Source organism: Agrobacterium larrymoorei, assembly GCF_005145045.1.
GTDB classification, from domain to species: Bacteria; Pseudomonadota; Alphaproteobacteria; order Rhizobiales; family Rhizobiaceae; genus Agrobacterium; species Agrobacterium larrymoorei.
Genome location: NZ_CP039691.1, coordinates 804248 through 826906, shown reverse-complemented (window position 1 = coordinate 826906; position 22659 = coordinate 804248). Strand labels below are relative to the sequence as shown.

Below are 22659 nucleotides of genomic sequence, written 5' to 3'. Positions count from 1 at the left end.
TCCTCTTTTCTAACGTAACAAATTTGCGCAATGTGCGGTGCAACGTCAGGGGAACAGAATGTACGAATATGCCATTGCGTGGGAATGGATGGCTTTTGCCGTTCGCTGGCTGCACGTAATCACCGCCATTGCCTGGATCGGCTCATCCTTCTACTTCATCGCGCTGGATCTGGGTCTCGTCAAACGCGATCATCTGCCGGTGGGTGCCTATGGCGAAGAGTGGCAGGTTCACGGCGGCGGGTTTTATCACATCCAGAAATATCTGGTTGCGCCTGCGCAGATGCCGGAACATCTGACATGGTTCAAATGGGAAAGCTACGCCACATGGCTCTCCGGCTTCGCCATGCTCTGCATCGTCTATTATGGCGGCGCGGACCTGTTTCTGATCGACCATTCCGTGCTGGAACTGACGCAGTTTCAGGCCATCTGTCTTTCGCTCGGTTCGCTTGCCATCGGCTGGGTATTTTACGATCTGTTGTGCAAATCCCCTATCGGCAACAATACCTGGGGCCTGATGGCCGTGCTTTATATCGCGCTGGTGGCGATGGCGTGGGGTTATACGCAGGTGTTTACGGGACGTGCCGCCTTCCTGCATCTGGGCGCATTTACCGCGACGATCATGTCGGCCAACGTTTTCATGATCATCATTCCCAACCAGAAGATCGTCGTCGCGGACCTGATTGCGGGGCGCACGCCGGACCCGAAATATGGGCGCATCGCCAAGCAGCGCTCGCTGCACAATAACTACCTGACGCTGCCGGTCATCTTCTTCATGCTGTCGAACCATTATCCTCTGGCCTTCGGCACGCAGTTCAACTGGATCATCGCCGCCCTCGTGTTCCTCATGGGCGTCACGATCCGCCACTGGTTCAACACCACCCATGCCCGTAAGGGCAAGCCAACATGGACCTGGCTGCTGACGGCGATCATCTTCATCGTCATCATGTGGCTTTCCACCGTGCCGAAGGTGCTGACGGGTGAAGAGCAGGCGCAGGCTGCCAAGCTTTCGCCATCGCAGCAGATGTTTGCGGGCGATGCGCACTTCGCCAGCGCCCGCGATGTGGTACAGAGCCGCTGTTCCATGTGCCATGCGGCAGAGCCGGTCTGGGAGGGCGTTCCCTTCACGCCGAAATCTGTGAAGCTGGAGACGGATGCGGAAATTGCCGCCCATGCGCGGGAAATCTATTTACAGGCGGGACGTTCCCATGCCATGCCCCCCGGCAACATCACGGCGATAACGCCGCAGGAACGCAAGGTGCTGACCGCATGGTATGAGAGCGCCGTTTCCCAAGGAAAGACAGAATGAGCATGCTGCTGCTGCGCGGACGCCTTTTGAGTTTCAACCGCGCACCCCTCTCCATCGATGACACGGCAAGCTATCTTTTTATCGAAGATGGCGGCCTACTGATCTCCGAGGGCAAGATCGCAGCAATCGGTGACTATGCCGACATCAAGGCGCAGGCGCCCGAAGGCACCGAGGAAAAGGACCATCGCCCTCACCTCATCGTGCCCGGCCTTATCGATATGCACCTGCATTTCCCGCAGATGCAGGTCATCGGTTCATACGCCGCCAATCTTCTGGAATGGCTGAATACCTACACGTTCCCCGAGGAATGCCGCTTCGTTGAAAGCGCCCATGCACAGCGTATCGCCACGCATTTCTATGACGAATTGATCCGCCACGGCACCACCACGGCTGTCGCCTATTGCTCGGTGCACAAGACCTCCGCCGACGCTTTCTTTGCAGAAGCCATGAAGCGGAACATGCTGATGGTGGGCGGCAAGGTGATGATGGACCGCAACGCCCCGCAAGGCCTGCTGGACACACCGGAACTGGGCTACGACGAAACGCGTCAGGTGATTGCCGACTGGCACGGCAAAGGCCGCAACCACGTGGCCATCACGCCGCGCTTCGCGATTACTTCGACGCCGAAGCAGATGGAAGCGGCGCAGGCGCTCGCGCAGGAATTCCCCGATCTCTTCATCCAGACGCATCTGTCGGAAAACCTGGATGAGATCAAATACACTTGCGAACTTTATCCCGAAGCCATCGATTACACCGATATTTATGTGCGCTACGGCCTGATGGGTAAAAAGACGCTGCTGGGGCACGCCATCCACCTGTCGGATCGTGAAGCGGACGTGCTGTCCGAAACCGGTGCGGTTGCCGTGCATTGCCCCACCTCCAACCTCTTCATCGGCTCCGGCCTTTTCCCTATGAAGAAGCTCCAGAGACGCGAAAAGCCCGTGCGCATTGCAGTTGCGACAGATATTGGCGGCGGCTCCAGCTATTCCATGCTGCGGACGATGGACGAGGCCTACAAGATTCAGCAGCTTCTTGGCGAACGTCTGAACCCGCTGGAAAGCTGGTATCTGATGACACGGGGCAATGCAGAAGCGCTGTCCATGGTGGACCGTATCGGCACGCTGGATGCCGGCACCGACGCGGATATCACCGTTCTCAACGCATCTTCCACGCCCGCCATGGCGCTTAAAATGGAAGTGGTGAACAGCCTGACGGAAGAACTTTTCCTGATGTTGACCATGGGTGATGACCGCACGGTTGTTGAGACCTATATCTCCGGCAAACCTGCAAAGAGCATAATTTAGCCGGTTTGCACCTTCTCTTGGCCTTCAGAAACATGTCGACGCGCAATTATAAGTAAATGCGCAATCGCACACCTGTTGGCCTCAAGTAACGAAATACTCACTGCAGGTTGAGAGCAATACCGATATCACATAAAGATCGCCTAAAAGATCATTTTAATTATATTTAAACTATAACTATCTATCCGTGAAAACCGACAGGAATTAATAAGCGCCATGACGGCGCGGTATATCTGTTAATTTATTTCAGCTCCGCCGAATCCAATGCAGCAACATCCTTGCTTGCGATAGCTTTGCTGCTTCGAGTTCGCAATTTCGAACCGTGAGGAAAAATGTCGTTTCTTTCAAATGCGAGCATTCGCACAAAGATACTTTCTCTGATACTACCGCTCTGCATTGCCGGCCTCGGCGCAACTGGGTTCATTGCAAACCGTTATAGCCAGACCGACACAAGTTATTCCGATTTCATCTCACATGAAAACGTCGCGACTGTCGAAATGGCGCGCGCAAACCGCAATCTTACCGCCAGTGCTTATGGGGCATACCAGGTATTGACCTATCCAGCGCAAGGCACGGCGATAAAGACCGCGCTCGATTTCTATAATGACAGCAAGGCCTCGCTTCTGCGCCGTTTCGACCGGGTAAAAGCACTGATGCCGCAAGAGGCCGCAGCCATCGACGCTCTGTTGGTCAAGTCCAAGGATGTCATTTCACTGCTGGATCAAGGCGTTCAATACGGCCAGGCCGATCAGGACGAGCAAGCCAGAGCAGCGTTGGCGAAGGCCGATGCCCTCATACTTCCGCTGACAACTGAAACTGCCAACTTCTTGAACAAGATCAGCGATGATGTATCCAAGAAAAGAGATGAACTGACATATCAAACCAGCAGCACGATCAAGTGGTCGCTGTCGATCATATGCCTGATTTTCGCTGTCGGCATCATCACCTCTCTCGTCGTCGCAGCCAAGGGTATCACCACCCCAATCGCCAGGCTTCGTGAGCGGATGATTTCGCTTGCCAACGGCGAGACCAATGCTGCTGTCGACGGGCAGGATCGTGGAGATGAGGTCGGCGGCATGGCAAAGGCTGTCGCCGTATTCCGCACCAACGCGCTCGAAACAATTCGCCTGGAAAAGGAAGCCGAAGCAAACCGCAGCCTCTCCGAAAAGGAGCGCGCAGAGCGGGAAGTGCAGAAAGCCAGGGACGCGGAAAACACCCAGTTTGCTGTCGATAATCTGGCAAAGGGCCTCGACCGTCTGGCGGAAGGCGATGTCGCCTACCGCATCGACACGCCATTCGTTGCGCATCTCGATACGCTGCGCGCCAACTTCAACAGCTCCGTTTCCAACCTGAATGACGCGCTTCGTGCCGTGGGTCAGAATGCCCGTGGTATCGATGCCGGTGCCAATGAAATTCGCTCTGCCGCAGATGATCTTTCCAAGCGCACCGAACAGCAGGCAGCTTCGGTTGAAGAAACGGCTGCGGCGCTGGAAGAAATCACGACGACCGTGAAAGATAGCAGCGCGCGTGCGGAAGAAGTCGGCCATCTGGTTGCCAAGGCGCGTCAGGGCGCGGAAAAGTCGGGCGATGTCGTGCGTCAGGCCGTGACCGCAATGCATGAAATCGAGCGTTCTTCTGGCGAAATCAACAACATCATCAGCGTTATCGATGAGATTGCGTTCCAGACCAACCTGCTGGCGCTGAATGCCGGTGTCGAAGCGGCACGTGCCGGTGAGGCGGGCAAGGGCTTTGCAGTTGTCGCGCAGGAAGTGCGCGAACTGGCGCAGCGTTCCGCCAAGGCCGCCAAGGAAATCAAGGAACTGATCACCACCTCCGGCGAGCATGTTCGTTCCGGCGTCAATCTCGTTGGTGAAACCGGCAAAGCGCTGGAAGTCATCGTCGGCGAAGTTCAGGAAATCAACCGCCACGTCAACGCGATTGTCGAATCCTCGCGCGAACAGTCGGTCGGCCTTCAGGAAATCAACACCGCCGTCAACACGATGGACCAGGGCACGCAGCAGAACGCAGCGATGGTGGAGCAATCCACCGCCGCCAGCCACAGCCTTGCCAAGGAAGCGGCATCGCTCAACCAGCTGCTTTCCCGCTTCAACCTCGGCGATGGCACGCACCGTGCCATGCCCGCAGCCTCTGCACCCAAGGCAGCTTCCAGCGCCTCAAGGCCTGCGGCATCGCCCGCACGCGCCCTGGGCCGCAAAATCGCCAGCGCCTTCGGCGGCGGCTCCGCAGCAGCGGCTGTTGCGCAGGACACTTGGGAAGAGTTTTGAGCCTGAAAAGCTCTAGCACTTACAGAAAAGGGCGGCCTCTGGTCGCCCTTGTTGCGTTTCATCAAAACGCCAGCCGGATGGCTCAAAATATCTCCCTTCTCCATCCGTATATGACGAATTTCCGATACCACTCGAAACCGGATACATGCTATTGCCAATCATCATTCAGATTTGAAGGCTTTATCCATGAGCAAAATCCTCACCATCGCGGACTTGAAGAAGCAAGCGCAGCGTCGTGTGCCGAAGATGTTCTTCGACTATGCCGATAGCGGTGCGTGGACCGAGGGCACCTACCGCGCCAATGAGGATGATTTTCAGAAGATAAAGCTGCGCCAGCGTGTGCTGGTGGATATGACCAACCGTTCGCTTGAAACCGAGATGATCGGCGAGAAGGTTTCGATGCCGGTTGCGCTTTCCCCCACTGGCCTCACTGGCATGCAGCATGCCGATGGTGAAATGCTGGCGGCGAAGGCGGCGGAAGAATTCGGCGTGCCTTTCACGCTTTCCACCATGAGCATCTGCTCCATCGAAGATGTCGCATCCGTCACCTCGCGTCCCTTCTGGTTCCAGCTTTATGTGATGAAGGACCGCGACTTCATCAACAATCTGATCGACCGCGCCAGGGCGGCGAAATGCTCCGCACTGGTGTTGACGCTCGATCTGCAAATTCTCGGCCAGCGCCACAAGGATCTTCGCAACGGCCTCTCGGCGCCGCCGAAATTCACGCCGAAGCACATCTGGCAGATGGCGACGCGCCCCAAATGGTGCCTCGATATGCTGCAAACCAAGCGCCGCAGCTTTGGCAATATCGTCGGTCACGCCAAGAATGTGTCCGATCTTTCCTCCCTTTCCTCATGGACGGCGGAACAGTTCGATCCACGTCTTTCCTGGAAAGACGTTGAATGGATCAAGGAACGCTGGGGCGGCAAGCTTATCCTGAAGGGTATTCTGGATGAGGAAGATGCCAGAGCGGCAGCCGATACGGGCGCTGACGCCATCATCGTTTCCAACCACGGCGGGCGTCAGCTGGATGGCGCGCTGTCTTCCATTTCCATGCTGCCGAAAATCGTCGATGCCGTGGGTGACAGGATCGAAATCCACATGGATGGCGGCATTCGTTCCGGTCAGGATGTTCTCAAGGCAGTCGCGCTGGGCGCCAAGGGCACCTATATCGGTCGGCCCTTCCTTTACGGTCTTGGCGCAAACGGCAAGCTGGGTGTGACGACGGCGCTTGAGATCATCCGCAAGGAAATGGACATCACCATGGCACTTTGCGGCAAGCGCCTTATTACCGATATCGACCGAAGCATTCTGGTGCCGAACAGCTGATCTGAGCGGATAATCGCGCCATTATGGCTGAACTTCGTCCTCACAATGGCGTGAGTTCAGACGATAAATTTTGGCGCGTTAACCTTTTGCGGAATGCATTATTTCAGCGCTCACAAGCGGCCCGAACGCTGACACGAATAGCTGTTGAAACGCCCAGATTTCGAAGCGAGAACCGCGCAAACGCGGCACTTCAGCTTCAATCAGCCAAGATGTACGGCGAGCCGATGCGGCGCTTTCCAGCCTTCCAAGGCGAGCCGCTCTACTGACCCAAATCCCCGCCAAGCCCCAAATCTGACCCGCCACCAGTGGGGGTCGATTTTCATACTTAATTAAGCATGAAGGCAGTCTTTAAAGTTTTAGCGGTTTTGTTGCCTGAAAGTATCATTAGGTTGCAAGGCCTCGGGCGGCTCATACACACAAGGGGAAATTCATGTCGGTCAAGATCAGACGGGGAGCGGCTGGAGCGTGGGTTTTCGCTTTGGCGTTTTTCTGCGCGATCGTCTCATTGGGGGCAGCGCCAGCGCAGGCGCGCTATGCGCATATCGTCATCGATGCGAATACGGGCAAGGTGCTGGACTCCCAAAATGCGGATGACATCAAATATCCCGCATCACTGACCAAGATGATGACCCTCTACCTGACCTTCGAGGCGCTGCACAAAGGCCGCATCAGCTGGGATCAGCGTATCACCATGTCCAAGAACGGTGCAGCGACTATCCCTTCCAAGCTCTTTGTGAAGGCCGGAACGACGTTTACCGTGCGCGAAGCCGTCTATGGCATGATCGTCAAATCCGCCAACGATCTCGCAGAAGGCATGGGCGACCATCTGGGCGGCTCCGAGGCCAAGTTTGCGGAGATGATGACCCGCAAGGCGCGCCAGTTGGGCATGAGCAAAACAGTGTTCCGCAACGCCTCCGGCCTGCCCAACAAATCGCAGGTGACCACGGCGCGTGACATGGCAAAGCTCGGCCTTGCGCTTCAACGGGATTTTCCGCGCGAATACAAGATGTTCAACACCACCTCGTTCAAATTTCGCGGCAAGACGATCCGTGGCCATAACCGGCTGCTGACGCGCTATCAGGGCGTGGATGGCATCAAGACGGGCTATACAAATGCTTCCGGCTTCAACATCGTCAGCGCCGTCAACCACAGTGGCCGCAGCGTCGTGGCTGTCGTTCTGGGTGGCAGAAGCGCTGCCCGCCGCGACAATCAGGTGGTTACGCTTCTGGACCGTACGCTGCCAAAGGCATCGAGAACCCGCAACAGCGAACAGTTGATCGCAAGCGCCAACACCAGCCGTACCTTCGATGTTTCACCTTCCACCGTGCCGCTTCCCATGTTCGCAGAACGCCGTGACCCGGTGGCCAAGCAGATCGCGGCGGCAAATGGTGTGATGGCGGATATGATGCAGACATCCGCCGTGCGGCCAGTGGCGACAGGCACCCGCAGCGCCTGGGAAGTACAGATCGCAGCAGCCGATTCCGAAGCCGCCGCCCTCTCTCTCCTCAAATCAGCAAAATCATCCCTGTCATCCGGCTATTCGGGCCTTGCGCCCTACACAGAAGCCGTGCGCACCGGCAACGCCACGCTCTACCGCGCCCGCTTCACCGGCTTCGACACCCAGGCAGATGCCCTCTCCGCCTGCAAGGATTTGAAGGCGCAGTCCTATTCCTGCGTGGTGATGTCCAGCAACGGGTAGTAAGATAAGCGTCAATAGTGATAGCGACATTGGAGCACAACGAGCGTTCTGCCATCGCCCTCATCCCGAATTGCATAAATAAGTCGGTGCTCTTGCGTGATACGACGGGACCAGAGTCCTTTGAGGTTGAAACGTAAGGGCTCTGGCTTTCCTATACCCTCGAACGGGTGCCGTAAGGCATCCCGGATCAGCTCATTAATTCGGACGAGAACTTTTTTGTCCGCCTGCTGCCAATATAGGTAATCTTCCCAGCCCTTGGACGTCCAGCTGAGCAATATCTCGGAGCTTTTTTCACCATGCGGCATGAGCGCATTCCCCGAAGTGGAATCCGCACTCATGCGCGGCAGGTTGAAGGATCAATCGATGAGATCCGACTGTTGATAGTCGCCTTTATCCATCTCATCCATCGCTTCCATCAAACGACCGATGTTGGCGGGGGAAGAATATAGATGAAGCGTCTCCATCAATCCCTCATATTCGTTCTTATCGATGAGGATGGCTGAGGGCTTGTCTCTGCGAACGATTTCCACTGCAACGCGGTCGTGCGAGACCTGATCGAGCAGCGTGGAAAGCTCACTTCTTGCAGTCGAGAACATTACAGTACGCATTGGCATACTCCTAGATTTGTACAATATATAGTACAACTCTAAATCCGAGACAAGCCGTCAATCCAGCCAGCCGCTTGCGATGGCGTTGGCCACACGGGCCATGCCGTTGCGGCGGGCAAGTTCGGCCATAGGTGCGGCATCGTAAGGGATTTGGCGATGTGTCACCTGCCAGCCATACGCGGTTTCTTCGAGAACCGCATAAGAAGCAAGCGAGTGACCAGCTTCTACCTGATGATAGAATGGTTCCTCATCCTTCCAGCCGGGGCAGCCGACGCTGCCGGGATTGACGATAAGCCGACCGTCCGGCAGTTGAACCGTTCGGGCAATATGCGTGTGGCCGCACAGCATCAAGGGCTGTTTGATCTCGCTCGCTAGCGCCTCGATTTCACTCCGCGCACGAAGATGCAGCACGCCTTCCGGCAGCAGACGCTCCAGCCAGTAATCGAGATCGCCAGCCGGTGAGCCGTGACAGCAATAGGCCACATCCTTGAAAACCATGTCGAATGGCAGGGCCTTCAGCCACTCCAAATCGGATGGAGAAAGCTGCGGATAGACGATCTTTTCCCAAGGCCCCATCTCATCGAAAGACTGCTCGACCAATGCCCGGTCGTGGTTTCCGCGAATGCCGGGAATGCCCGCATCAATCAACAGCCGCACCGTGCGCCCGGCATCGAGCGGGCCACTGAAACAATCTCCGAGATTGACGATATCTTCGATGCCAAGCTTTTTGATATCGGCAAGAACCGCCTCAAGCGCGGCGTAGTTTCCGTGAATGTCGGATATTGCAGCGAAGATCATGCGCGTTAGCTTCCGCGATAGGTGGAGTAGCTAAAAGGCGAAAGCAGCAGCGGCACATGGTAATGCCCTGCCTCATCGGCGATGCCGAAGCGAATGGGGATGATGTCGAGGAAGGCAGGCTCTGGCAGCACCAGCCCTTTCTGCCGCAGGTAATCCCCCGCGTGAAAGAGCAGCTCATACTGGCCTTTGCGGAATTCATCGCCGACGAGCAGCGGCCCGCCATCGACGCGGCCATCGCTGTTGGTTTCCACCGTCTTCAGCTTCTCGCGACCCTCGCCATTCAGGCGGTAAAGATCGATCTTCAGCCCTTCAGCAGGCGTACCGTGTGCGGCATCGAGAACATGTGTCGTAAGGCCGGTCATAGGGTTGGCTCCGCAATGAGAAAGGGTTGATCGTAGAAATACTCTTCGAGATTGACGCCCGGCCCATCCCGGTCCACCACGAGAAAATCGCTCGTCTCGCCGATGGTCATGAGCGGGTGGTGCCAGACATTGCGATGGTAATTCACGCCCTGTCCATCACGCGCAAGAAACACGTTCGGCCTGCCCGGCTTGCCGCCCTCATCCGGTGAAACCACCACGAGAAACGGTCGCGGTGAGAGCGGCGAGAAACTCTGACTGCCCAACGGGTGCCGCTCCATCATATCGACGGCGTAAGGGAACTGCCGGGGCTTTCCACGAAATATATTGAGCACGACACGCGACCCCTCCCCCACCACATCCGCCTCACCCAGAGCATGATACCGCTCGGTATTGCCGCCATTGATGAGGCGTATGGATGAGGGCTCAGGCTCGATGACATCGCCAAACGGGGCGAAAGCCTCCCGCGTGAGGGGACGGATTTCAAGAAATTCACTCAATGCAATGACCTTGGGTTTACTCACCTTGAGCACGCCAGTTGCCAAGGAGCGTCAGTTTTTCCAACAACTCTGGGATGGCGTGTTGCGTTGTGTCCCACACAGTGTCCAGATTGATGGTCATGTAACCGTGGGCAATTCTGTTTCTCATGCCCCGAATTTGCTTCCACGGAATGTCGGAGAAATCTGCGGCAAACTCTGGATATTCATCGAGAAGGTGCACCACCGTCTCACCAATCATGAGCAGGTTCATGCCGACTGCGCGCTGTCGCACGATGTCCTTGAGGAAATCATCCTTTGTCATGCCATGAACAAATTGCACGGTTTCGGCGGCGACCTGCGTCATCTCATCGATGTAGACGCGTAGCCTTTCAGTACTCATATGGGCCTGGCTTCCTGAAGGACGCGGACACGAACGCGCTCAGGAAAATCTCCGGGCGTAAGCAGATGGATATCTGTCCCTTTCATGATGTCGGAAAGTTCTTCGAGCAATCCGCCAAGATCCAAAAGCGTAGTGCCCGGTAAAGCATCCACCAGAATATCCAGGTCGCTGTCTGGCCGATCCTCGCCCCGCGCAACGGAACCGAAGACGCGCGGGTTCGCCGCTTTGAAGCGTTTGGTCGCTTCACGGATCGCCTCACGGTTCTTTTCTAAAACTTCCGATGGTCTCATCTTTCTCACCTTTTAAGAATGAGACTATAAATCGTCAGCGCCATCGTGCAAAGCCACTGCATCACACGCCACCTTCCGGCAACAACGCCATCAACCGCAGCAACGCGATCTTCTCCACCTGTTCCGTGGCAGTCGCGAATTCCTGTTCGGCATCATTATGAATTCGCTGCTCGAATGCCTGCAGGATATCGTCTTTGTTCAGCCCCTTCACGGCGATGATGAAGGGGAAGCCGTTTTTTTCGACGTAAGCCGTGTTCAGCTCCGTGAAGCGCGCATGTTCTTCCGGCGAAAGCCGGTCCAAGCCAGCACCGGCCTGCTCCTTGCGGCTATCATCCGTCAGTTCGCCTGCAATAGCGAGTTTTCCGGCAAGATCGGGATGGGCGCGCAAAACGCCTAGCCGCTCGTCATATGTTGCCTGACGAAACATCAAGGTCAGCGCCGTATGCAGGCTCTTCGCGGTCATCGGTACGAACACCATGCCAGCGTCGTAAGCTCTCTCAGCGATAAACGGCGAGTGTTCGAATACGCCACCGAATTTCTCTATGAAATCTGCGCGCGCGCTCATACTGCCTCCGGCTTGTGATGTTCATGCCAGTGGCGGGCGATTTCGATGCGCTGAGGTATCCAGACCTTTTCGTGGCCGAGCACATATTCGATGAAACGGCGCAGTGCCGCAGCGCGGCCCGGGCGCCCCACGAGGCGGCAGTGGAGGCCGATGCTCATCATCTTCGGCGCGCCTCCAGCTCCCTCCTGATAGAGCACGTCGAAGGCGTCCTTCAGATAGGTGAAGAACTGGTCGCCGGAATTGAAACCCTGCGGCGTCGCAAAGCGCATGTCGTTGGTTTCGAGTGTGTAGGGGATGATGAGGAACGGTTCATCCTTCACGCCCTTTACCCAGTAAGGCAGATCATCCGCATAGGAATCGGAGGAATAGAGGAAGCCGCCTTCCTCCATCACCAGTTTCAGCGTGTGATCGGAGGGCTTGCCCTGATACATGCCGTAGGGGCGCTCGCCTGTCAGTTCCGTGTGAAGACGGACGGCTTCAAGAATGTGGTTACGCTCTTCCTCTTCGGAGAAATCCTTATATTCCAGCCAGCGATAGCCGTGGCTGGCGATTTCCCATCCGGCTTCCTTCATCGCCGCAACGGCTTCCGGATTGCGCGCCATGGCCGAGGTCACGCCATAAACGGTCGTCGTCACGCCAAGCGACGTGAACATGCGCCACAGACGCCAGAAACCGGCGCGGGAGCCATATTCATAGATGGATTCCATATTGAGGTTGCGCTGGCCCGGCCAAGGCTGGGCGCCGACGATCTCGGACAGGAGCGACTCGGATGCCTTGTCCATATCCAGAATGCAGCTTTCCCCGCCCTCTTCGTAATTGATGACGAATTGCACGGCGATGCGCGCGCCGCCAGGCCATTTCGGGTCCGGCGCGTTGCGGCCATAGCCAATGAGATTGCGGGGATAGTCAGCGGAAATCATCAAATCACCTTCACGAATTTTCGTGAACGGTAGCATCGCGGAACGGAAAGTCGAGGTCAATTTCTAGGCGATTTCCAGTCAGGCGATTTTTCGTGCAGAAACTCGACCCATCGGGTGCAGAGAATGCACGCGGAACGGCGCGCCGGGCTCCTCTTCCACGAAGAGAGCGAGGTTGGAAAACTCCAACTGACGCTCCAGCACAGGCTGAAAAACACTGCGCACCGCGCGTTCCACGCGAGGGCATTCCACCGGCACGACACCGCCGGTCAGTACCATCTGGAACCGGAATTCATCCATGACATAAGGATGGCCCCAGCGATGCAGGTTGGTGAGTTGCGTTGCTGAAAGACGATCCGGGTCCGCACGTTCGATATCCGCATCCGAAAGCGGGGCGCGGTAGCGATCGAATTCCTGCACGATGCTGGCGGCGAGGAAATTCAGCACCTCGGACGGCCAGGAGGGTACGAGACCGTAAATATTGCCGAGCTTGGCGATTTCCAGCGGCGGCAGCGTGAAAGGCTGATGCGTACCGGCAAAGCGCATCAGGTCTCGCAGCAGAGAAGATTCCGTTGCACCTTCAGCCAGACGGAAAGGCGCTTTGATCGGTCCATGGAAACCATAACGGCGGGGCAATGCGGTGTGATAGGAAATCTCCTGCATGCCGAGCCCAACCAGCGCGGGCGGCTCTACGCTTTGCCCGGAATAGACATCCCGTCCAAGCCAGGCGGACGCGGCATGCGTCATCGGGTCGTTGGGGGAAGGCGTATAATGAATGGCGTACCGCATGCGTCGTCACCTCGCCCCTACTAATGGGATTTAAGCTATCCATAAAACATACGGACAGCGAATAGGTGATTTGCGTGACAGATTAACGACGGGAAATACTTGCGAATCAATTATTTCGGTCAAGAACGCGAATGTGATCTTCCACAGTAAAGCTCGCAGGCACATCCATCTCCCTGCCCTGCACAGCGCATAAAGCCGCATCCGCAAGACGATGCGCGAGACCGAAACTGACCTTGAAACCACCGGTGAGCACCACGATCCGCGGATGCTGTGCAAGCGCGCCGACCATGGGATCGCGCCCGATCGCCTTCGGCCTCAAACCGGCCCAGAGTTCCACCACCTCGGCCTGGGCAAGTGCTGGTACGATGGCCCTCGCCTGCTCGATCAACGCCTCCAGTTTAGCGTCGGTTGTGAATGGCTCAGCAAACTCTTCCTCGCTGGTGCTGCCAATGGCAACCGTGCCATCCTCATGCGGCACGACGTAGAGACCATTGAGGAAGACGACCGGCATGGCCGGATCGATCTCGGCCCTCAGCAAGGCCGCCTGGCCTTTTACACCCAGCCCAAGCGGGCGTTCAGCAGAAACGCGCAGCGCGTTTGCCAGCAGCGGGAACGAGCCATGGCCAGCGGAGACGATGGCATGACCGAAAGAAACACTGTTACCATTTGCGAGATGCGCGACGCCGTGAGCATCCAGCGAGGCCACGCCGCAACCTTCAAGAACACGAACGTGCTTCGCTGACTTCAGCGTGTGAGACAATGCAGCCACCAGTGCGCGAGGCGAAACCTTGGCGGCGAAAGTATCGTGCACGAAACCGGCCTCTCCGGCTACGTCACTCACCCAGTTCGTCACCGGAGGCGCATCCAGAACATGCCAATGGAAGCGGCGTCCCTGCTGCTCCCAGTTCACTGCGGCCTCCTGATTATGCCGCTCGGCAATGGGGCGTAGATGCGGCTTCGGCAGCGGAATGATACGACCGCAGCGGCGGTATCCGGCAGATAGTCCGGTTTCTGCCTCCAGCCGGGTAATCTCGTCTTCGAGGCTCAACAGCGCGTCGAACTGAAACTGCTTCTTGTCCGACCACCGATCCGGCATATGCGGCATCAGCGCGCCGAGCAGCCCGCCGCTTGCGCCGCTGCCGACATGATCGGCGTCAACCAGAAGCGTATCGATCCCCAGCCGCTCTGCCTTCACGGCAGCCCAAAGCCCCATGATACCGCCGCCGATGATGAGCAGCGATACGGACGATGGCAAAGGTGATTGACCTTGCTCAGCGGGAAGACTATCGGCATTGACCATGACACATCCCGATGACGCAAAACCGGCACGCGCCGGCTCAAATATGCTGGATTGGCGAGAGGGCGATATGCCCTATTCGTTAGCCTTTGGCGACCATTTTTATTGTCAGAAGGATGGGCGGCAGGAATGCGAACATGTTTCGCTGTCCGGCAACGGCCTGCCGGAGCGCTGGAAAGCGGCGAAGGAAACCTTCCGCATCGGAGAGCTTGGCTTCGGCACGGCGCTCAATCTGTGCGAGACATGGCGGCAATGGAAGCTGTCGAGACCCACAGGTGGGCAACTGCATTTCGTGTCCTTCGAACTTTACCCGATGAGCGCGAGCGAGTTGGACCGCGCGCTTTCACACTGGCCGGAACTGGACGCCGAGCGCAAGGCCTTCGTCGCAGAATGGCCTTCGGACCCAGAAGGCTGGATCGACATCACTCTGGATGAGCAAACCCGCCTGACTGTCTTTTGCGGAGATGCCATCAAGGGGATCGTCGAGAGCACGGATACCTTCGATGCCTGGTATCTCGATGGCTTCGCGCCCTCCAAGAACCCTGACATGTGGTCGCTCGATATCATGTCCGCAGTTTTCGAGAAAACCGCTCCCGGCGGCACCTTCGCGACATTTGCAGCGGCCGGTTTCGTGCGGCGCAACTTGGGTGCGGCTGGTTTTACTGTTGAGAGAAGGCCTGGGTTTGCGGGGAAACGGGAAATGCTTTGTGGGGTGAAGCAAAGCGCGTGATGACTATGGTCACGCTTTGGCGAAACCATCACCTAAGAAATCTACGACTTGGCTTGCGCTAATATCGCGATTTTCTTGTTGCTGGGGGCCTCGAAACCGCGTGCATATAAGAGCCGTCACTTCGCGAACGACGAGCTCTTATAGCCTGACTTGAGTCCACATGACGCCCGTGCAGCGACCAGCCATACGAGATGCGGCATCTCACCTGACCGGTCGCCACCAAACCTGTAATTCCAAAGCTTGCATCGACCTCACATATACGGCGTCAAAAACGTCCGAACCGCCTCGATCTCGTTCGACCGTATCTCATGCCCACCGGAATGCCACTCCACCTTCACCTCCCCACCCTGCGCCTTGAGATATTCCGCAAGCGAATTCGTCAGCGGCACCGGGCAGATCGGATCGTGCTCGCCCGCCGTCACGAGCACGCGGCGTGATGCAGGAGCCGGTGCGGGCTTGGGTTCGAAGGGGATGAGCGGGTGCATCAGGACCGAGGCATCGAAAAGTTCGGGAGACTCAACCAGCACATTGGCCAGAATATTGGCGCCATTGGAGAAGCCGAGGCCGATGACCAGGCCCGCCTCGTAGAAGTCGCGGTTGGCGGTAACGAAGGCTGCCATCTTGTCAGTGGCGCGGGCCAGATCGTCCATATCGTACAGGCCTTCAGCCTTGCGGCGGAAGAAGCGAGCAGCGCCGAATTCCGATACATCGCCACGCGGCGAGATGACTGTGGAGTTCGGCAGAAGCCGGGAAGCGAAATCGAAGAACTGGTTCTCGTCGCCACCCGTCCCGTGGAAGACGAAGAATATCGGCTGGCCCGGCGCACCCTCGCGCAGCTTGTGAACGTAATTATCCTTACTCATGAAATGCTCCTGAAAGCGCACGGATCATTAGAGCGCCGTGCGTCCTTCAAGGACACACAAAGGACGCTCCAGCTCTTTGAATCTAGACATCGTGCTTTAGCCCTAAAGCTGGCAGCAGATCGCTGCCAGCGCGCGGGTTTCGTGGTTAAGCCTTGGTCGTGCCGTCGAGCGGCTCAAGATGCTGCTCGAGGAAAGGCCGCAGATGCGCGTGCTGCTCCGGCAATTGCAGCGTTTCGCCCAGATGCGCCGTATCCTCATCGCGGTCGAAGCCCGGCTCGTTGGTGGCGATTTCGAACAGCACGCCACCCGGTGTGCGGAAATAGATCGCCCAGAAGTAATCGCGGTCGATGACCGGCGTGACCTGATAGCCGGTATCCATCAGCGCCTTGCGCACTTCCAGTTGCTTCTCGCGATTGTCGACCGCGAACGCAATGTGGTGGACCGAACCGGCACCCAAGCGCGCACCCGAAATATTCGGCATGGTCTCGATATCGATCACATCCGCGCCATTACCGCCCGGAATGCCGAAGCGGAGAACGTCGTCCTGACGGTCGATTTCCTGATAGCCCATGAACTTCAAAAGCTCGGCAGTCGCGCCCTCATCGCGCAGTCTCAGCGAAGCGCCCTGAAAGCCGTGGATCGCCCGATCCTGGCCCACGCCATTGCCGGTCCATTGTGCACGCGCATCGTCCTTCACTTCCACCAGCGCAAAGCCGTCCCCATCGGGACCGGCGAAATGCAGGCGCTTGTTGCCGAAGGCTTCATCGGCCTTCAGGCCATCGACATTGGCCTTGGCCAGACGGTCCTGCCAGTAACCCAGCGAACCTTCGGGAACGGAAAACAGCGTCGTCCCCACTTCGCCCGTACCGGGCCGACCGCGCGCGATATGCGGAAACGGGAAGTAGGTCATGACAGAGCCGGGCGTGCCGACCTCATCACCATAATAGAGGTGATAGACATCCGGCGCATCGAAATTGACGGTCTGCTTGACACGGCGCAGGCCGAGCGTATCGGTGAAAAATCGGTTATTGCCACTGGCGCTGCCCGCCATGGATGTAACGTGGTGCAGGCCCTTGATCTGGTTCAGCATGATAAACCCCTTTTGCTCTACGGCCTTCCTGAAGCGGAGCGCCGTTTCGTTCGTGGGCTCAAAATGGGGTAGATCGGGCCGGATGCATAGACTGAACAATCAGCACGCATCGTTCTCAATTATGAAACGGAGCGGATTCGATAATTAAGAATATCAATGGTCGTCGCAGGCACCCTTGACCCAGTAACCAGCAGAGACGACACTCGCCTTAGGCAGCTTCGCCTCATCGTTCAGCATCTTCTTGATCGAGCGGGCTTCGCTCTTCTCGCAGCCGATGAAGACGTGCAGCCCTTCCGGCTTCCAGACATGCTGGCGCAGAGCGTCTTCGATCAAGCCGGACGTTCCAGCCGACTTGCCCCGACGATAGAGCCAATTCCATTCGATATCCGCCTTGGATTCTATCTCTTGCCGTTCTGCCTCGTTGTCGATCTCGGCATAAACGGTGAGCGGCTTGCCCGCAGGCATTTCCTTTGCCATGCGCAGCATGACCGGAAGCGCCGTCTCATCTCCGGCAAAGACGTAGTGTTCCGCTTCTGCCATGACGCCACCCGGCCCGACGATGCCGACAATATCGCCCGCTTTCGCCGTGGCACCGAAATGCGCACCCGGCATATTGTCGCCCTCATGCATAACAAAATCGATGTCGATTTCGCTGCGGTGAATATTGCCGGAGCGAATGGTATAAACTCGCCGTGTCAGAGCATCTTCACCCTCGCCCCAAACAATGGCGCCCGTCTTGGAAAGATGCGGCCACATGGGCTCACGCGCCTGATCAGGAAGAATGAGAATGCGCACATGCAGCCCGCCCGTCATCAACCGCTCGATGCCATCGTCAATCGAGATCACCACCCGGCGCATTTTCGGCGTCAGGTTGTAGGAGCGCACCACTTTGCCTGTAAAGAGATTTGGCAGCTCACGCAGATCCGAACCGTCGCCTTCCCAGCGGAAATCGAGCTCTGTCTGACCGGAAAATTCCATGATGTGTTCCGCCACCATGGCCTTGAGCGACATCAGGATGTTGACGGACTTGCAATTGACGCAGGCGGCAAAGCGTCCTTCATCGACGCTGAGCGTGCCATTGCCGTAATCAGCCTCGAAATGAACCGCAGCCCCCTCCCGCTTCATCGTCATGTATTCTGCAAAATGCTCATGAAAAGCATCGAGAATCGCATGCGGATTGGGCAAGGCAACGGAGGTCTGAGCAGACAGAAGCGACACCGGCATAAATCCTTCATATTTTAGTCCGGTTATCTTGTAGATCAGGGATTGCAAAAAGGCAAAAACATTTCTTCGAAAAATATTTGCTGCCAGCTACACATGAGATATAATCAGGCTACACAGTGTGGGTAACGTAAATGGTGTTGAATATACGAAGCGCTGAGGCGGACAATTTGGCCAGAGAACTGGCGCAGATCGATCAGACCACCATTACCAACGCTGTTGTCTCAGCCTTGAGGGAAACTTTGAGTGCCAGACGGAAGGCGGAAACGCCGAGCGAAACGGCCAGAAAAATTCTGGAGAAGCATGGTCTTTCATTCAAGGCCGGACGAAAAGCGCCCTCCTCCTCCGCTTATCACGAACTCGATCATGACTTGGACGACGATACATAATGTTCGTAGATGCCTGCGCAATCATTTCCATCATTTCTGGTGAGGACAATGCGGGGGACTACGAAGCTGCGCTTCTAAACGCTGAGGCACCTTTCACCTCAGCACTAGCAGCTTGGGAAGCGATCATCGTCCTCTCTCGTCCAGACCAGCTGGATTGCCGTTACACGCAGTCGGAAGCTGTCGTGACCGAGTGGCTTCAGGCTCGCCATATCGAGTTGAGAAGCTCTTCAAATCCGAGAGAGGCGTTGGCCCATGCGGTTGCCGTTGCGGAAAATCATGGCATCGGCAAGAAGCATCTCAGTAACTTCGACTGTTTTCATTACGCCTATGCCAAAGCGTCCGGCGCCAGCCTTTTGACGACAGATAAGCTCCTGCGCCAGACAGATGTGGAAACTCTTCCCTAGCGATCAAACCTGATCCGGCAACTGCCAGTTAATCGGGTCCTTACCGTGCGAAACCAGAAACGCATTCGCCTGTGAAAAATGATGATTGCCGAAGAAGCCGTTATGGGCGGAAAGCGGGGATGGGTGGGCGGATTTCAGCACGAGATGCTTTCTCTGGTCCACGAAGGATGCTTTCTTCTGAGCGTATGAGCCCCAGAGCAGAAAGACCACATGGTCGCATTCGTCGTTCACCACACGAATGACGGCATCGGTGAATTTCTCCCAGCCCTGCCCCTGATGCGATGCGGCGCGGGCCTGCTCCACGGTCAGAACGCTGTTCAGCAGCAGCACACCCTGTCGTGCCCAGCTTTCCAGAAAGCCGTGCCTTACCGGCTGGACGCCGAGGTCGCTTTGCAGTTCCTTGTAGATATTGACGAGAGAGGGCGGAATGCGAATGCCGGGCTGGACGGAGAAGCAAAGGCCATGCGCCTGGCCTGGGCCGTGATAGGGATCCTGCCCGAGGATGACCACCTTCACCTCGTCCAGCGGCGTCAGGTCCAGCGCGCGAAAATATTCAGCACCCTTCGGAAAGATTTGCTTGCCCGCATTCTTCTCGGCAAGCAGAAAGTCCTTTAGCTTCCGCATGTAGGGGCTGTCGAACTCGGGGGAAAGCGCGTGCTTCCAGCTGTCTTCGAGTTTGACGCCTGCCTCTGCCATGGGAAAGCCTTTCCTGTACAAGCTTATTTAAAGCGGTTGCCCCGCTGAAGCACCTCGATCTTGTATCCATCCGGATCGCAGATGAAGAAGTATTTCGCAAACGGCATGTTCTTGTAATCCGCCTCGATGATCTTGCCAACCGAAAGCCCGAGTTCGGAAAGACGCGCATGCTCGGCATCCACATCCTCGACGCTGACTGCGATGTGGCCATAGCCATCGCCCAGTGCGTAAGGCACTTCGCGGCCCTTGTTCACGGTCAATTCCAGCTCGAAGTCGCCTTGTTCATTGCTCAGATAAATCAGGGTGAAATTTTCGAACTCGAAGCGTTCCGCAATCTCCAGCCCGAAAGCCTGTTTGTAAAAATCCACCGAACGCTTTTCGTCCAGCACCCGGACCATCGAGTGAATCAATTTGGCCATGGTGTCTTCCTTCTTACCTCGTGGCGGCCCGGTTATCCTCCGGGCATCGGGGCAGGCAGATAAAGGCAGAAGGCTACAGTTTCAACCCCTTACCCCTGAAACGAGCCTTGGAAGCGCTCTTGCCCATGCACCCACCACCCTGTCGCAGCCGCGTCTTTTCCCCTATCCTGACTGCGGAAGTCATGATACCGGCAGACATGCGCGTCTTTTATCTCTGTCTTGGCTGGCTGATGGTCGCCACCGGCATAGTCGGTGCGTTTCTGCCTGTTTTGCCCACGACACCGTTTCTTTTGATTGCGCTCTGGTGCTTTTCGAAATCTTCGCCGAAGCTTGAGGCGTGGCTGCTGTCCCATCCGAAATTCGGCGAGCCGCTGCGCAACTGGCGGGAAAACGGCGCCATTCCGAGACGCGCGAAAATCGCAGCAGTGTCTTTGATGACAATGAGTTACGCGATTTTCTGGTTCGGTACAGAGCCGCCACCACTTCGCGCCGCAATCGTCGCTGCCGTCATGATAGGTGCCGCCCTCTTCGTCACCACCCGCCCGGAGCCCCGCGCTTGAAGCGTCGCGTCACCCGCGATGCCGTGATTGGGGCAGCACATAGGCAATATGGTTTGCAGGCAAACGCCCCACCGCGCCACCAATGCCATAGACCCGCGCAATCGTTCCGTCATTGATCGTTTCCAGAGCAGGGCCGCATGCTGTCACCGCACCGCGATGCATGACGATAAGTTGATCGGCAAACTCGGCTGCGAGATTGAGATCGTGGAGGATCGCCAGCACCGTGCCACCGGCAAGCGCGAAGTCCCGTGCCGTCTCCAGCACCGATATCTGATGACCGAGATCGAGGCTCGATGTCGGTTCGTCCAGAAGCAGAACGCGGCTTTCCCCCTGCTCGACAGGATTGGGAACCTGCGCCAGCGCACGGGCAAACTGCACCCGCTGCTGCTCTCCGCCAGACAGCATATTGTAGGCCCGCCCCTCAAAGCCGTTGAGGCCGACTTTCGAAAGCGCCCGCCGCGCCTGCTCCTCCGGCGCACGAGACCCTTGCGCAACTGCCCCCATGCGCACGATTTCCAGCGCGGTAAAGGGAAAGGTCAGAACCGTGCTCTGGGGCAAAACCGCGCGAAGCCGTGCAAGCTGGATGGGCGAAAACAGCGAAAGATCGGTCCTGCCATAGGATACGCTGCCCGCATCCGGCTTCATCTCGCCGCACAGCACCTTCATCAAGGTGGATTTGCCTGCACCATTCGGGCCGATGATGATGCTGAACGTGCCGGGCTTGAGTTCGATGGAAACATCATCGAGCAAATACCGGTTCGAGCGCGTGACGGTGATATTGCGGGCGGAAATCATGATGTACTCCGCAGGCCAAGCCCATTTTTGCCGAGCAACAGAAACAGGAACACCGGTGCACCGATCAAGGCCGTCACGACGCCAATCGGCAATTCTGCCGGGGCGGCAACGGTGCGCGCAAAACTATCGGCCAGAAGCAGAAGCGCGGCGCCTCCAATCGCCGAGGACGGCAGCAGGAAGCGGTGCGAGGAGCCGATGACGAGGCGCAAAAGATGCGGCACGACAATGCCGACGAAGCCGATGGAACCCGCGGCCGCAACGCTTGCGCCGCAAGCCGCAGCAACCACCAGAATAACGATCCGCTTCAGCCGCTGCACCGGAATACCCATGTGAAAGGCCGCGGCATCTCCAAGGATCAGCGCGTCGAGCCCCTTGGAGACGAAGGGAATACTGGCAAGGAGGATCAGGATAAAAGGTAATGTGGTCAGCACTTTCGCGGGCGTTGCCCCACCCAGCGAACCGAGGCTCCAGAAGGTAATGTCGCGCAGTGCCCGGTCATCCGCCAGAAAGATCATCAACCCGGTCAGCGCCCCGCTGAGCGCGCCGACGGCAATACCCGCGAGGATCAGAACAGTCGTGGAAGTCGCGCCATTTTTCGTGGCGATGAGATACAGAAGAAACGTATTGATCAGCCCGCCCACGAAAGCCATCAGCGGCAGGAAGTTGGCGCCGAAAACAAGGGCCAGCGGCGCAAGCAGCCCGTTGCCGAGCGCAAGCGCTGCCACGGCGAAAAGTGCCGCACCGGATGTAACGCCGACAAGGCCGGGATCGGCCAGCGGGTTGCGAAACAGCCCCTGCATCATCGCACCGGAAACGGCAAGCCCGGCACCGATCATCAGGCCGAGCCCTGTGCGCGGCAAACGAACGGCCTCCAGAATGACGCGGTCTCGCGGTTCCATCGTCGCCGATCCACCCGTGGCATAAAGCCAGAGTTCGGAAAGCCCGACGCCAGTCGGGCCGCTTGCCAGCGAAACGAGGCAGGCAAGAAGCAGCACGAGGCAAAGAACGCCAAGCGTGATGGCGCCTTTACGGGAACGGTCGCCCGGCACTTGCCCCATGCCAGCATCCAT

27 protein-coding genes are annotated in these 22659 nt (G+C 57.3%); 9 read left to right on the top strand and 18 right to left on the bottom strand.

What is annotated here, in order from left to right:
- Positions 1 to 58: 58 nt before the first annotated feature.
- The 5 genes from puuD to CFBP5473_RS03835 all read left to right on the top strand — a co-directional run bounded on the left by puuD (position 59) and on the right by CFBP5473_RS03835 (position 7920).
- The gene (gene puuD, locus CFBP5473_RS03855; protein ID WP_027676621.1) at positions 59 to 1306 is read left to right on the top strand and encodes a urate hydroxylase PuuD; all 1248 of its coding nucleotides are present in this window, start codon (positions 59 to 61) and stop codon (positions 1304 to 1306) included.
- Complete coding sequence (guaD, locus tag CFBP5473_RS03850) at positions 1303 to 2610, top strand: guanine deaminase (protein WP_027676620.1); 1308 nt, start codon at positions 1303 to 1305, stop codon at positions 2608 to 2610. The genes puuD and guaD overlap by 4 nt, the downstream gene beginning before the upstream one ends.
- A 329-nt stretch (positions 2611 to 2939) precedes the next feature.
- Complete coding sequence (locus CFBP5473_RS03845) at positions 2940 to 4892, top strand: methyl-accepting chemotaxis protein (protein WP_027676619.1); 1953 nt, start codon at positions 2940 to 2942, stop codon at positions 4890 to 4892.
- 186 nt (positions 4893 to 5078) lie between these two features.
- A complete protein-coding gene (locus tag CFBP5473_RS03840) occupies positions 5079 to 6221 on the top strand; it encodes an alpha-hydroxy acid oxidase (RefSeq protein ID WP_027676618.1) in 1143 nt (380 codons plus the stop codon).
- Between the two features lie 430 nt (positions 6222 to 6651).
- Positions 6652 to 7920 (top strand): D-alanyl-D-alanine carboxypeptidase family protein, encoded by a 1269-nt coding sequence (locus tag CFBP5473_RS03835; RefSeq protein WP_027676617.1) that lies wholly within the window; start codon positions 6652 to 6654, stop codon positions 7918 to 7920.
- Positions 7921 to 7931: 11 nt separating this feature from the next.
- Here the strand turns inward: CFBP5473_RS03835 and CFBP5473_RS03830 are convergent, their stop codons facing one another.
- From CFBP5473_RS03830 to CFBP5473_RS03780, 11 genes are all read right to left on the bottom strand, one after another.
- Positions 7932 to 8225, bottom strand: a complete 294-nt coding sequence (locus CFBP5473_RS03830) for a Txe/YoeB family addiction module toxin (protein WP_272949271.1) — start codon at positions 8223 to 8225, stop codon at positions 7932 to 7934.
- Between the two features lie 51 nt (positions 8226 to 8276).
- Complete coding sequence (locus CFBP5473_RS03825) at positions 8277 to 8528, bottom strand: type II toxin-antitoxin system Phd/YefM family antitoxin (RefSeq protein ID WP_027676615.1); 252 nt, start codon at positions 8526 to 8528, stop codon at positions 8277 to 8279.
- Positions 8529 to 8585: 57 nt separating this feature from the next.
- A complete protein-coding gene (locus tag CFBP5473_RS03820; protein ID WP_027676614.1) occupies positions 8586 to 9326 on the bottom strand; it encodes a metallophosphoesterase family protein in 741 nt (246 codons plus the stop codon).
- A 5-nt stretch (positions 9327 to 9331) separates the two neighbouring features.
- The gene (gene uraH, locus CFBP5473_RS03815) at positions 9332 to 9688 is read right to left on the bottom strand and encodes a hydroxyisourate hydrolase (RefSeq protein WP_027676613.1); all 357 of its coding nucleotides are present in this window, start codon (positions 9686 to 9688) and stop codon (positions 9332 to 9334) included.
- Positions 9685 to 10185: an ureidoglycolate lyase gene (locus tag CFBP5473_RS03810; RefSeq protein ID WP_027676612.1), complete on the bottom strand. Its 501-nt coding sequence runs from the start codon at positions 10183 to 10185 to the stop codon at positions 9685 to 9687. The genes uraH and CFBP5473_RS03810 overlap by 4 nt, the downstream gene beginning before the upstream one ends.
- A 16-nt stretch (positions 10186 to 10201) precedes the next feature.
- Positions 10202 to 10564: a HepT-like ribonuclease domain-containing protein gene (locus CFBP5473_RS03805; protein ID WP_027676611.1), complete on the bottom strand. Its 363-nt coding sequence runs from the start codon at positions 10562 to 10564 to the stop codon at positions 10202 to 10204.
- On the bottom strand, positions 10561 to 10854 hold the full coding sequence (locus tag CFBP5473_RS03800) for a nucleotidyltransferase family protein (protein WP_027676610.1): 294 nt from the start codon (positions 10852 to 10854) through the stop codon (positions 10561 to 10563). The genes CFBP5473_RS03805 and CFBP5473_RS03800 overlap by 4 nt, the downstream gene beginning before the upstream one ends.
- Before the next feature lie 61 nt (positions 10855 to 10915).
- A complete protein-coding gene (uraD, locus tag CFBP5473_RS03795; RefSeq protein ID WP_027676609.1) occupies positions 10916 to 11419 on the bottom strand; it encodes a 2-oxo-4-hydroxy-4-carboxy-5-ureidoimidazoline decarboxylase in 504 nt (167 codons plus the stop codon).
- Positions 11416 to 12339, bottom strand: a complete 924-nt coding sequence (puuE, locus tag CFBP5473_RS03790; protein WP_027676608.1) for an allantoinase PuuE — start codon at positions 12337 to 12339, stop codon at positions 11416 to 11418. Before puuE ends, uraD begins: the two co-directional genes overlap by 4 nt.
- Positions 12340 to 12417: 78 nt before the next feature.
- A complete protein-coding gene (locus CFBP5473_RS03785) occupies positions 12418 to 13125 on the bottom strand; it encodes a DUF1045 domain-containing protein (RefSeq protein WP_027676607.1) in 708 nt (235 codons plus the stop codon).
- Between the two features lie 106 nt (positions 13126 to 13231).
- Complete coding sequence (locus tag CFBP5473_RS03780) at positions 13232 to 14425, bottom strand: NAD(P)/FAD-dependent oxidoreductase (protein ID WP_027676606.1); 1194 nt, start codon at positions 14423 to 14425, stop codon at positions 13232 to 13234.
- Between CFBP5473_RS03780 and mnmC2 the strand changes: the two genes are divergently transcribed.
- Positions 14424 to 15152, top strand: coding sequence for a tRNA (5-methylaminomethyl-2-thiouridine)(34)-methyltransferase MnmC2 (mnmC2, locus tag CFBP5473_RS03775; protein ID WP_027676605.1), 729 nt, complete (start codon positions 14424 to 14426; stop codon positions 15150 to 15152). The two genes, CFBP5473_RS03780 and mnmC2, sit on opposite strands and share 2 nt — an antisense overlap.
- Positions 15153 to 15403: 251 nt before the next feature.
- Here the strand turns inward: mnmC2 and CFBP5473_RS03770 are convergent, their stop codons facing one another.
- The 3 genes from CFBP5473_RS03770 to CFBP5473_RS03760 all read right to left on the bottom strand — a co-directional run bounded on the left by CFBP5473_RS03770 (position 15404) and on the right by CFBP5473_RS03760 (position 18329).
- A complete protein-coding gene (locus CFBP5473_RS03770) occupies positions 15404 to 16015 on the bottom strand; it encodes an alpha/beta hydrolase (RefSeq protein ID WP_027676604.1) in 612 nt (203 codons plus the stop codon).
- A 145-nt stretch (positions 16016 to 16160) separates the two neighbouring features.
- The gene (locus CFBP5473_RS03765; RefSeq protein ID WP_027676603.1) at positions 16161 to 17105 is read right to left on the bottom strand and encodes a VOC family protein; all 945 of its coding nucleotides are present in this window, start codon (positions 17103 to 17105) and stop codon (positions 16161 to 16163) included.
- Between the two features lie 153 nt (positions 17106 to 17258).
- Positions 17259 to 18329 carry a DUF2218 domain-containing protein gene (locus CFBP5473_RS03760; protein WP_027676602.1) on the bottom strand — a complete coding sequence of 357 codons (1071 nt, stop codon included), beginning with the start codon at positions 18327 to 18329 and terminating at the stop codon, positions 17259 to 17261.
- A 167-nt stretch (positions 18330 to 18496) separates the two neighbouring features.
- On the opposite strand from CFBP5473_RS03760, the gene CFBP5473_RS03755 reads away from it, so the two are divergent.
- Together CFBP5473_RS03755 and CFBP5473_RS03750 are read left to right on the top strand one after the other, a co-directional pair.
- Positions 18497 to 18715 carry a type II toxin-antitoxin system VapB family antitoxin gene (locus tag CFBP5473_RS03755; protein ID WP_169696873.1) on the top strand — a complete coding sequence of 73 codons (219 nt, stop codon included), beginning with the start codon at positions 18497 to 18499 and terminating at the stop codon, positions 18713 to 18715.
- Complete coding sequence (locus CFBP5473_RS03750) at positions 18715 to 19119, top strand: type II toxin-antitoxin system VapC family toxin (RefSeq protein WP_027676601.1); 405 nt, start codon at positions 18715 to 18717, stop codon at positions 19117 to 19119. Before CFBP5473_RS03755 ends, CFBP5473_RS03750 begins: the two co-directional genes overlap by 1 nt.
- Before the next feature lie 3 nt (positions 19120 to 19122).
- Here CFBP5473_RS03750 and ung read toward each other — a convergent pair whose 3' ends face one another.
- Both ung and CFBP5473_RS03740 read right to left on the bottom strand, forming a co-directional pair.
- On the bottom strand, positions 19123 to 19815 hold the full coding sequence (gene ung, locus CFBP5473_RS03745) for a uracil-DNA glycosylase (protein WP_027676600.1): 693 nt from the start codon (positions 19813 to 19815) through the stop codon (positions 19123 to 19125).
- A gap of 23 nt (positions 19816 to 19838) precedes the next feature.
- On the bottom strand, positions 19839 to 20234 hold the full coding sequence (locus CFBP5473_RS03740) for a VOC family protein (RefSeq protein WP_027676599.1): 396 nt from the start codon (positions 20232 to 20234) through the stop codon (positions 19839 to 19841).
- 197 nt (positions 20235 to 20431) lie between these two features.
- Between CFBP5473_RS03740 and CFBP5473_RS03735 the strand changes: the two genes are divergently transcribed.
- Positions 20432 to 20794, top strand: a complete 363-nt coding sequence (locus tag CFBP5473_RS03735) for a YbaN family protein (RefSeq protein WP_027676598.1) — start codon at positions 20432 to 20434, stop codon at positions 20792 to 20794.
- A gap of 9 nt (positions 20795 to 20803) precedes the next feature.
- On the opposite strand, the gene CFBP5473_RS03730 is transcribed toward CFBP5473_RS03735, so the two are convergent.
- Together CFBP5473_RS03730 and CFBP5473_RS03725 are read right to left on the bottom strand one after the other, a co-directional pair.
- A complete protein-coding gene (locus CFBP5473_RS03730) occupies positions 20804 to 21589 on the bottom strand; it encodes a heme ABC transporter ATP-binding protein (RefSeq protein ID WP_027676597.1) in 786 nt (261 codons plus the stop codon).
- Positions 21586 to 22659, bottom strand: coding sequence for a FecCD family ABC transporter permease (locus CFBP5473_RS03725; protein WP_027676596.1), 1074 nt, complete (start codon positions 22657 to 22659; stop codon positions 21586 to 21588). The genes CFBP5473_RS03730 and CFBP5473_RS03725 overlap by 4 nt, the downstream gene beginning before the upstream one ends.

Excerpts from the sequence above, each read along its gene's own strand:
- CFBP5473_RS03825 (WP_027676615.1), bottom strand. The coding sequence starts at position 8,528 with ATGCGTACTGTAATGTTCTCGACTGCAAGAAGTGAGCTTTCCACGCTG.
- CFBP5473_RS03760 (WP_027676602.1), bottom strand. The coding sequence starts at position 18,329 with ATGCCGGTGTCGCTTCTGTCTGCTCAGACCTCCGTTGCCTTGCCCAAT.
- ung (WP_027676600.1), bottom strand. The coding sequence starts at position 19,815 with ATGGCAGAGGCAGGCGTCAAACTCGAAGACAGCTGGAAGCACGCGCTT.
- CFBP5473_RS03785 (WP_027676607.1), bottom strand. The coding sequence starts at position 13,125 with ATGCGGTACGCCATTCATTATACGCCTTCCCCCAACGACCCGATGACG.
- mnmC2 (WP_027676605.1), top strand. The coding sequence starts at position 14,424 with ATGACACATCCCGATGACGCAAAACCGGCACGCGCCGGCTCAAATATG.
- puuE (WP_027676608.1), bottom strand. The coding sequence starts at position 12,339 with ATGATTTCCGCTGACTATCCCCGCAATCTCATTGGCTATGGCCGCAAC.
- CFBP5473_RS03770 (WP_027676604.1), bottom strand. The coding sequence starts at position 16,015 with ATGAGTAAGGATAATTACGTTCACAAGCTGCGCGAGGGTGCGCCGGGC.
- CFBP5473_RS03780 (WP_027676606.1), bottom strand. The coding sequence starts at position 14,425 with ATGGTCAATGCCGATAGTCTTCCCGCTGAGCAAGGTCAATCACCTTTG.
- CFBP5473_RS03845 (WP_027676619.1), top strand. The coding sequence starts at position 2,940 with ATGTCGTTTCTTTCAAATGCGAGCATTCGCACAAAGATACTTTCTCTG.
- CFBP5473_RS03830 (WP_272949271.1), bottom strand. The coding sequence starts at position 8,225 with ATGCCGCATGGTGAAAAAAGCTCCGAGATATTGCTCAGCTGGACGTCC.
- CFBP5473_RS03750 (WP_027676601.1), top strand. The coding sequence starts at position 18,715 with ATGTTCGTAGATGCCTGCGCAATCATTTCCATCATTTCTGGTGAGGAC.
- puuD (WP_027676621.1), top strand. The coding sequence starts at position 59 with ATGTACGAATATGCCATTGCGTGGGAATGGATGGCTTTTGCCGTTCGC.
- CFBP5473_RS03800 (WP_027676610.1), bottom strand. The coding sequence starts at position 10,854 with ATGAGACCATCGGAAGTTTTAGAAAAGAACCGTGAGGCGATCCGTGAA.
- CFBP5473_RS03805 (WP_027676611.1), bottom strand. The coding sequence starts at position 10,564 with ATGAGTACTGAAAGGCTACGCGTCTACATCGATGAGATGACGCAGGTC.
- uraD (WP_027676609.1), bottom strand. The coding sequence starts at position 11,419 with ATGAGCGCGCGCGCAGATTTCATAGAGAAATTCGGTGGCGTATTCGAA.
- uraH (WP_027676613.1), bottom strand. The coding sequence starts at position 9,688 with ATGACCGGCCTTACGACACATGTTCTCGATGCCGCACACGGTACGCCT.
- CFBP5473_RS03735 (WP_027676598.1), top strand. The coding sequence starts at position 20,432 with ATGCGCGTCTTTTATCTCTGTCTTGGCTGGCTGATGGTCGCCACCGGC.
- CFBP5473_RS03840 (WP_027676618.1), top strand. The coding sequence starts at position 5,079 with ATGAGCAAAATCCTCACCATCGCGGACTTGAAGAAGCAAGCGCAGCGT.
- CFBP5473_RS03740 (WP_027676599.1), bottom strand. The coding sequence starts at position 20,234 with ATGGCCAAATTGATTCACTCGATGGTCCGGGTGCTGGACGAAAAGCGT.
- CFBP5473_RS03765 (WP_027676603.1), bottom strand. The coding sequence starts at position 17,105 with ATGCTGAACCAGATCAAGGGCCTGCACCACGTTACATCCATGGCGGGC.
- CFBP5473_RS03835 (WP_027676617.1), top strand. The coding sequence starts at position 6,652 with ATGTCGGTCAAGATCAGACGGGGAGCGGCTGGAGCGTGGGTTTTCGCT.
- CFBP5473_RS03725 (WP_027676596.1), bottom strand. The coding sequence starts at position 22,659 with ATGGATGCTGGCATGGGGCAAGTGCCGGGCGACCGTTCCCGTAAAGGC.
- CFBP5473_RS03730 (WP_027676597.1), bottom strand. The coding sequence starts at position 21,589 with ATGATTTCCGCCCGCAATATCACCGTCACGCGCTCGAACCGGTATTTG.
- CFBP5473_RS03820 (WP_027676614.1), bottom strand. The coding sequence starts at position 9,326 with ATGATCTTCGCTGCAATATCCGACATTCACGGAAACTACGCCGCGCTT.
- guaD (WP_027676620.1), top strand. The coding sequence starts at position 1,303 with ATGAGCATGCTGCTGCTGCGCGGACGCCTTTTGAGTTTCAACCGCGCA.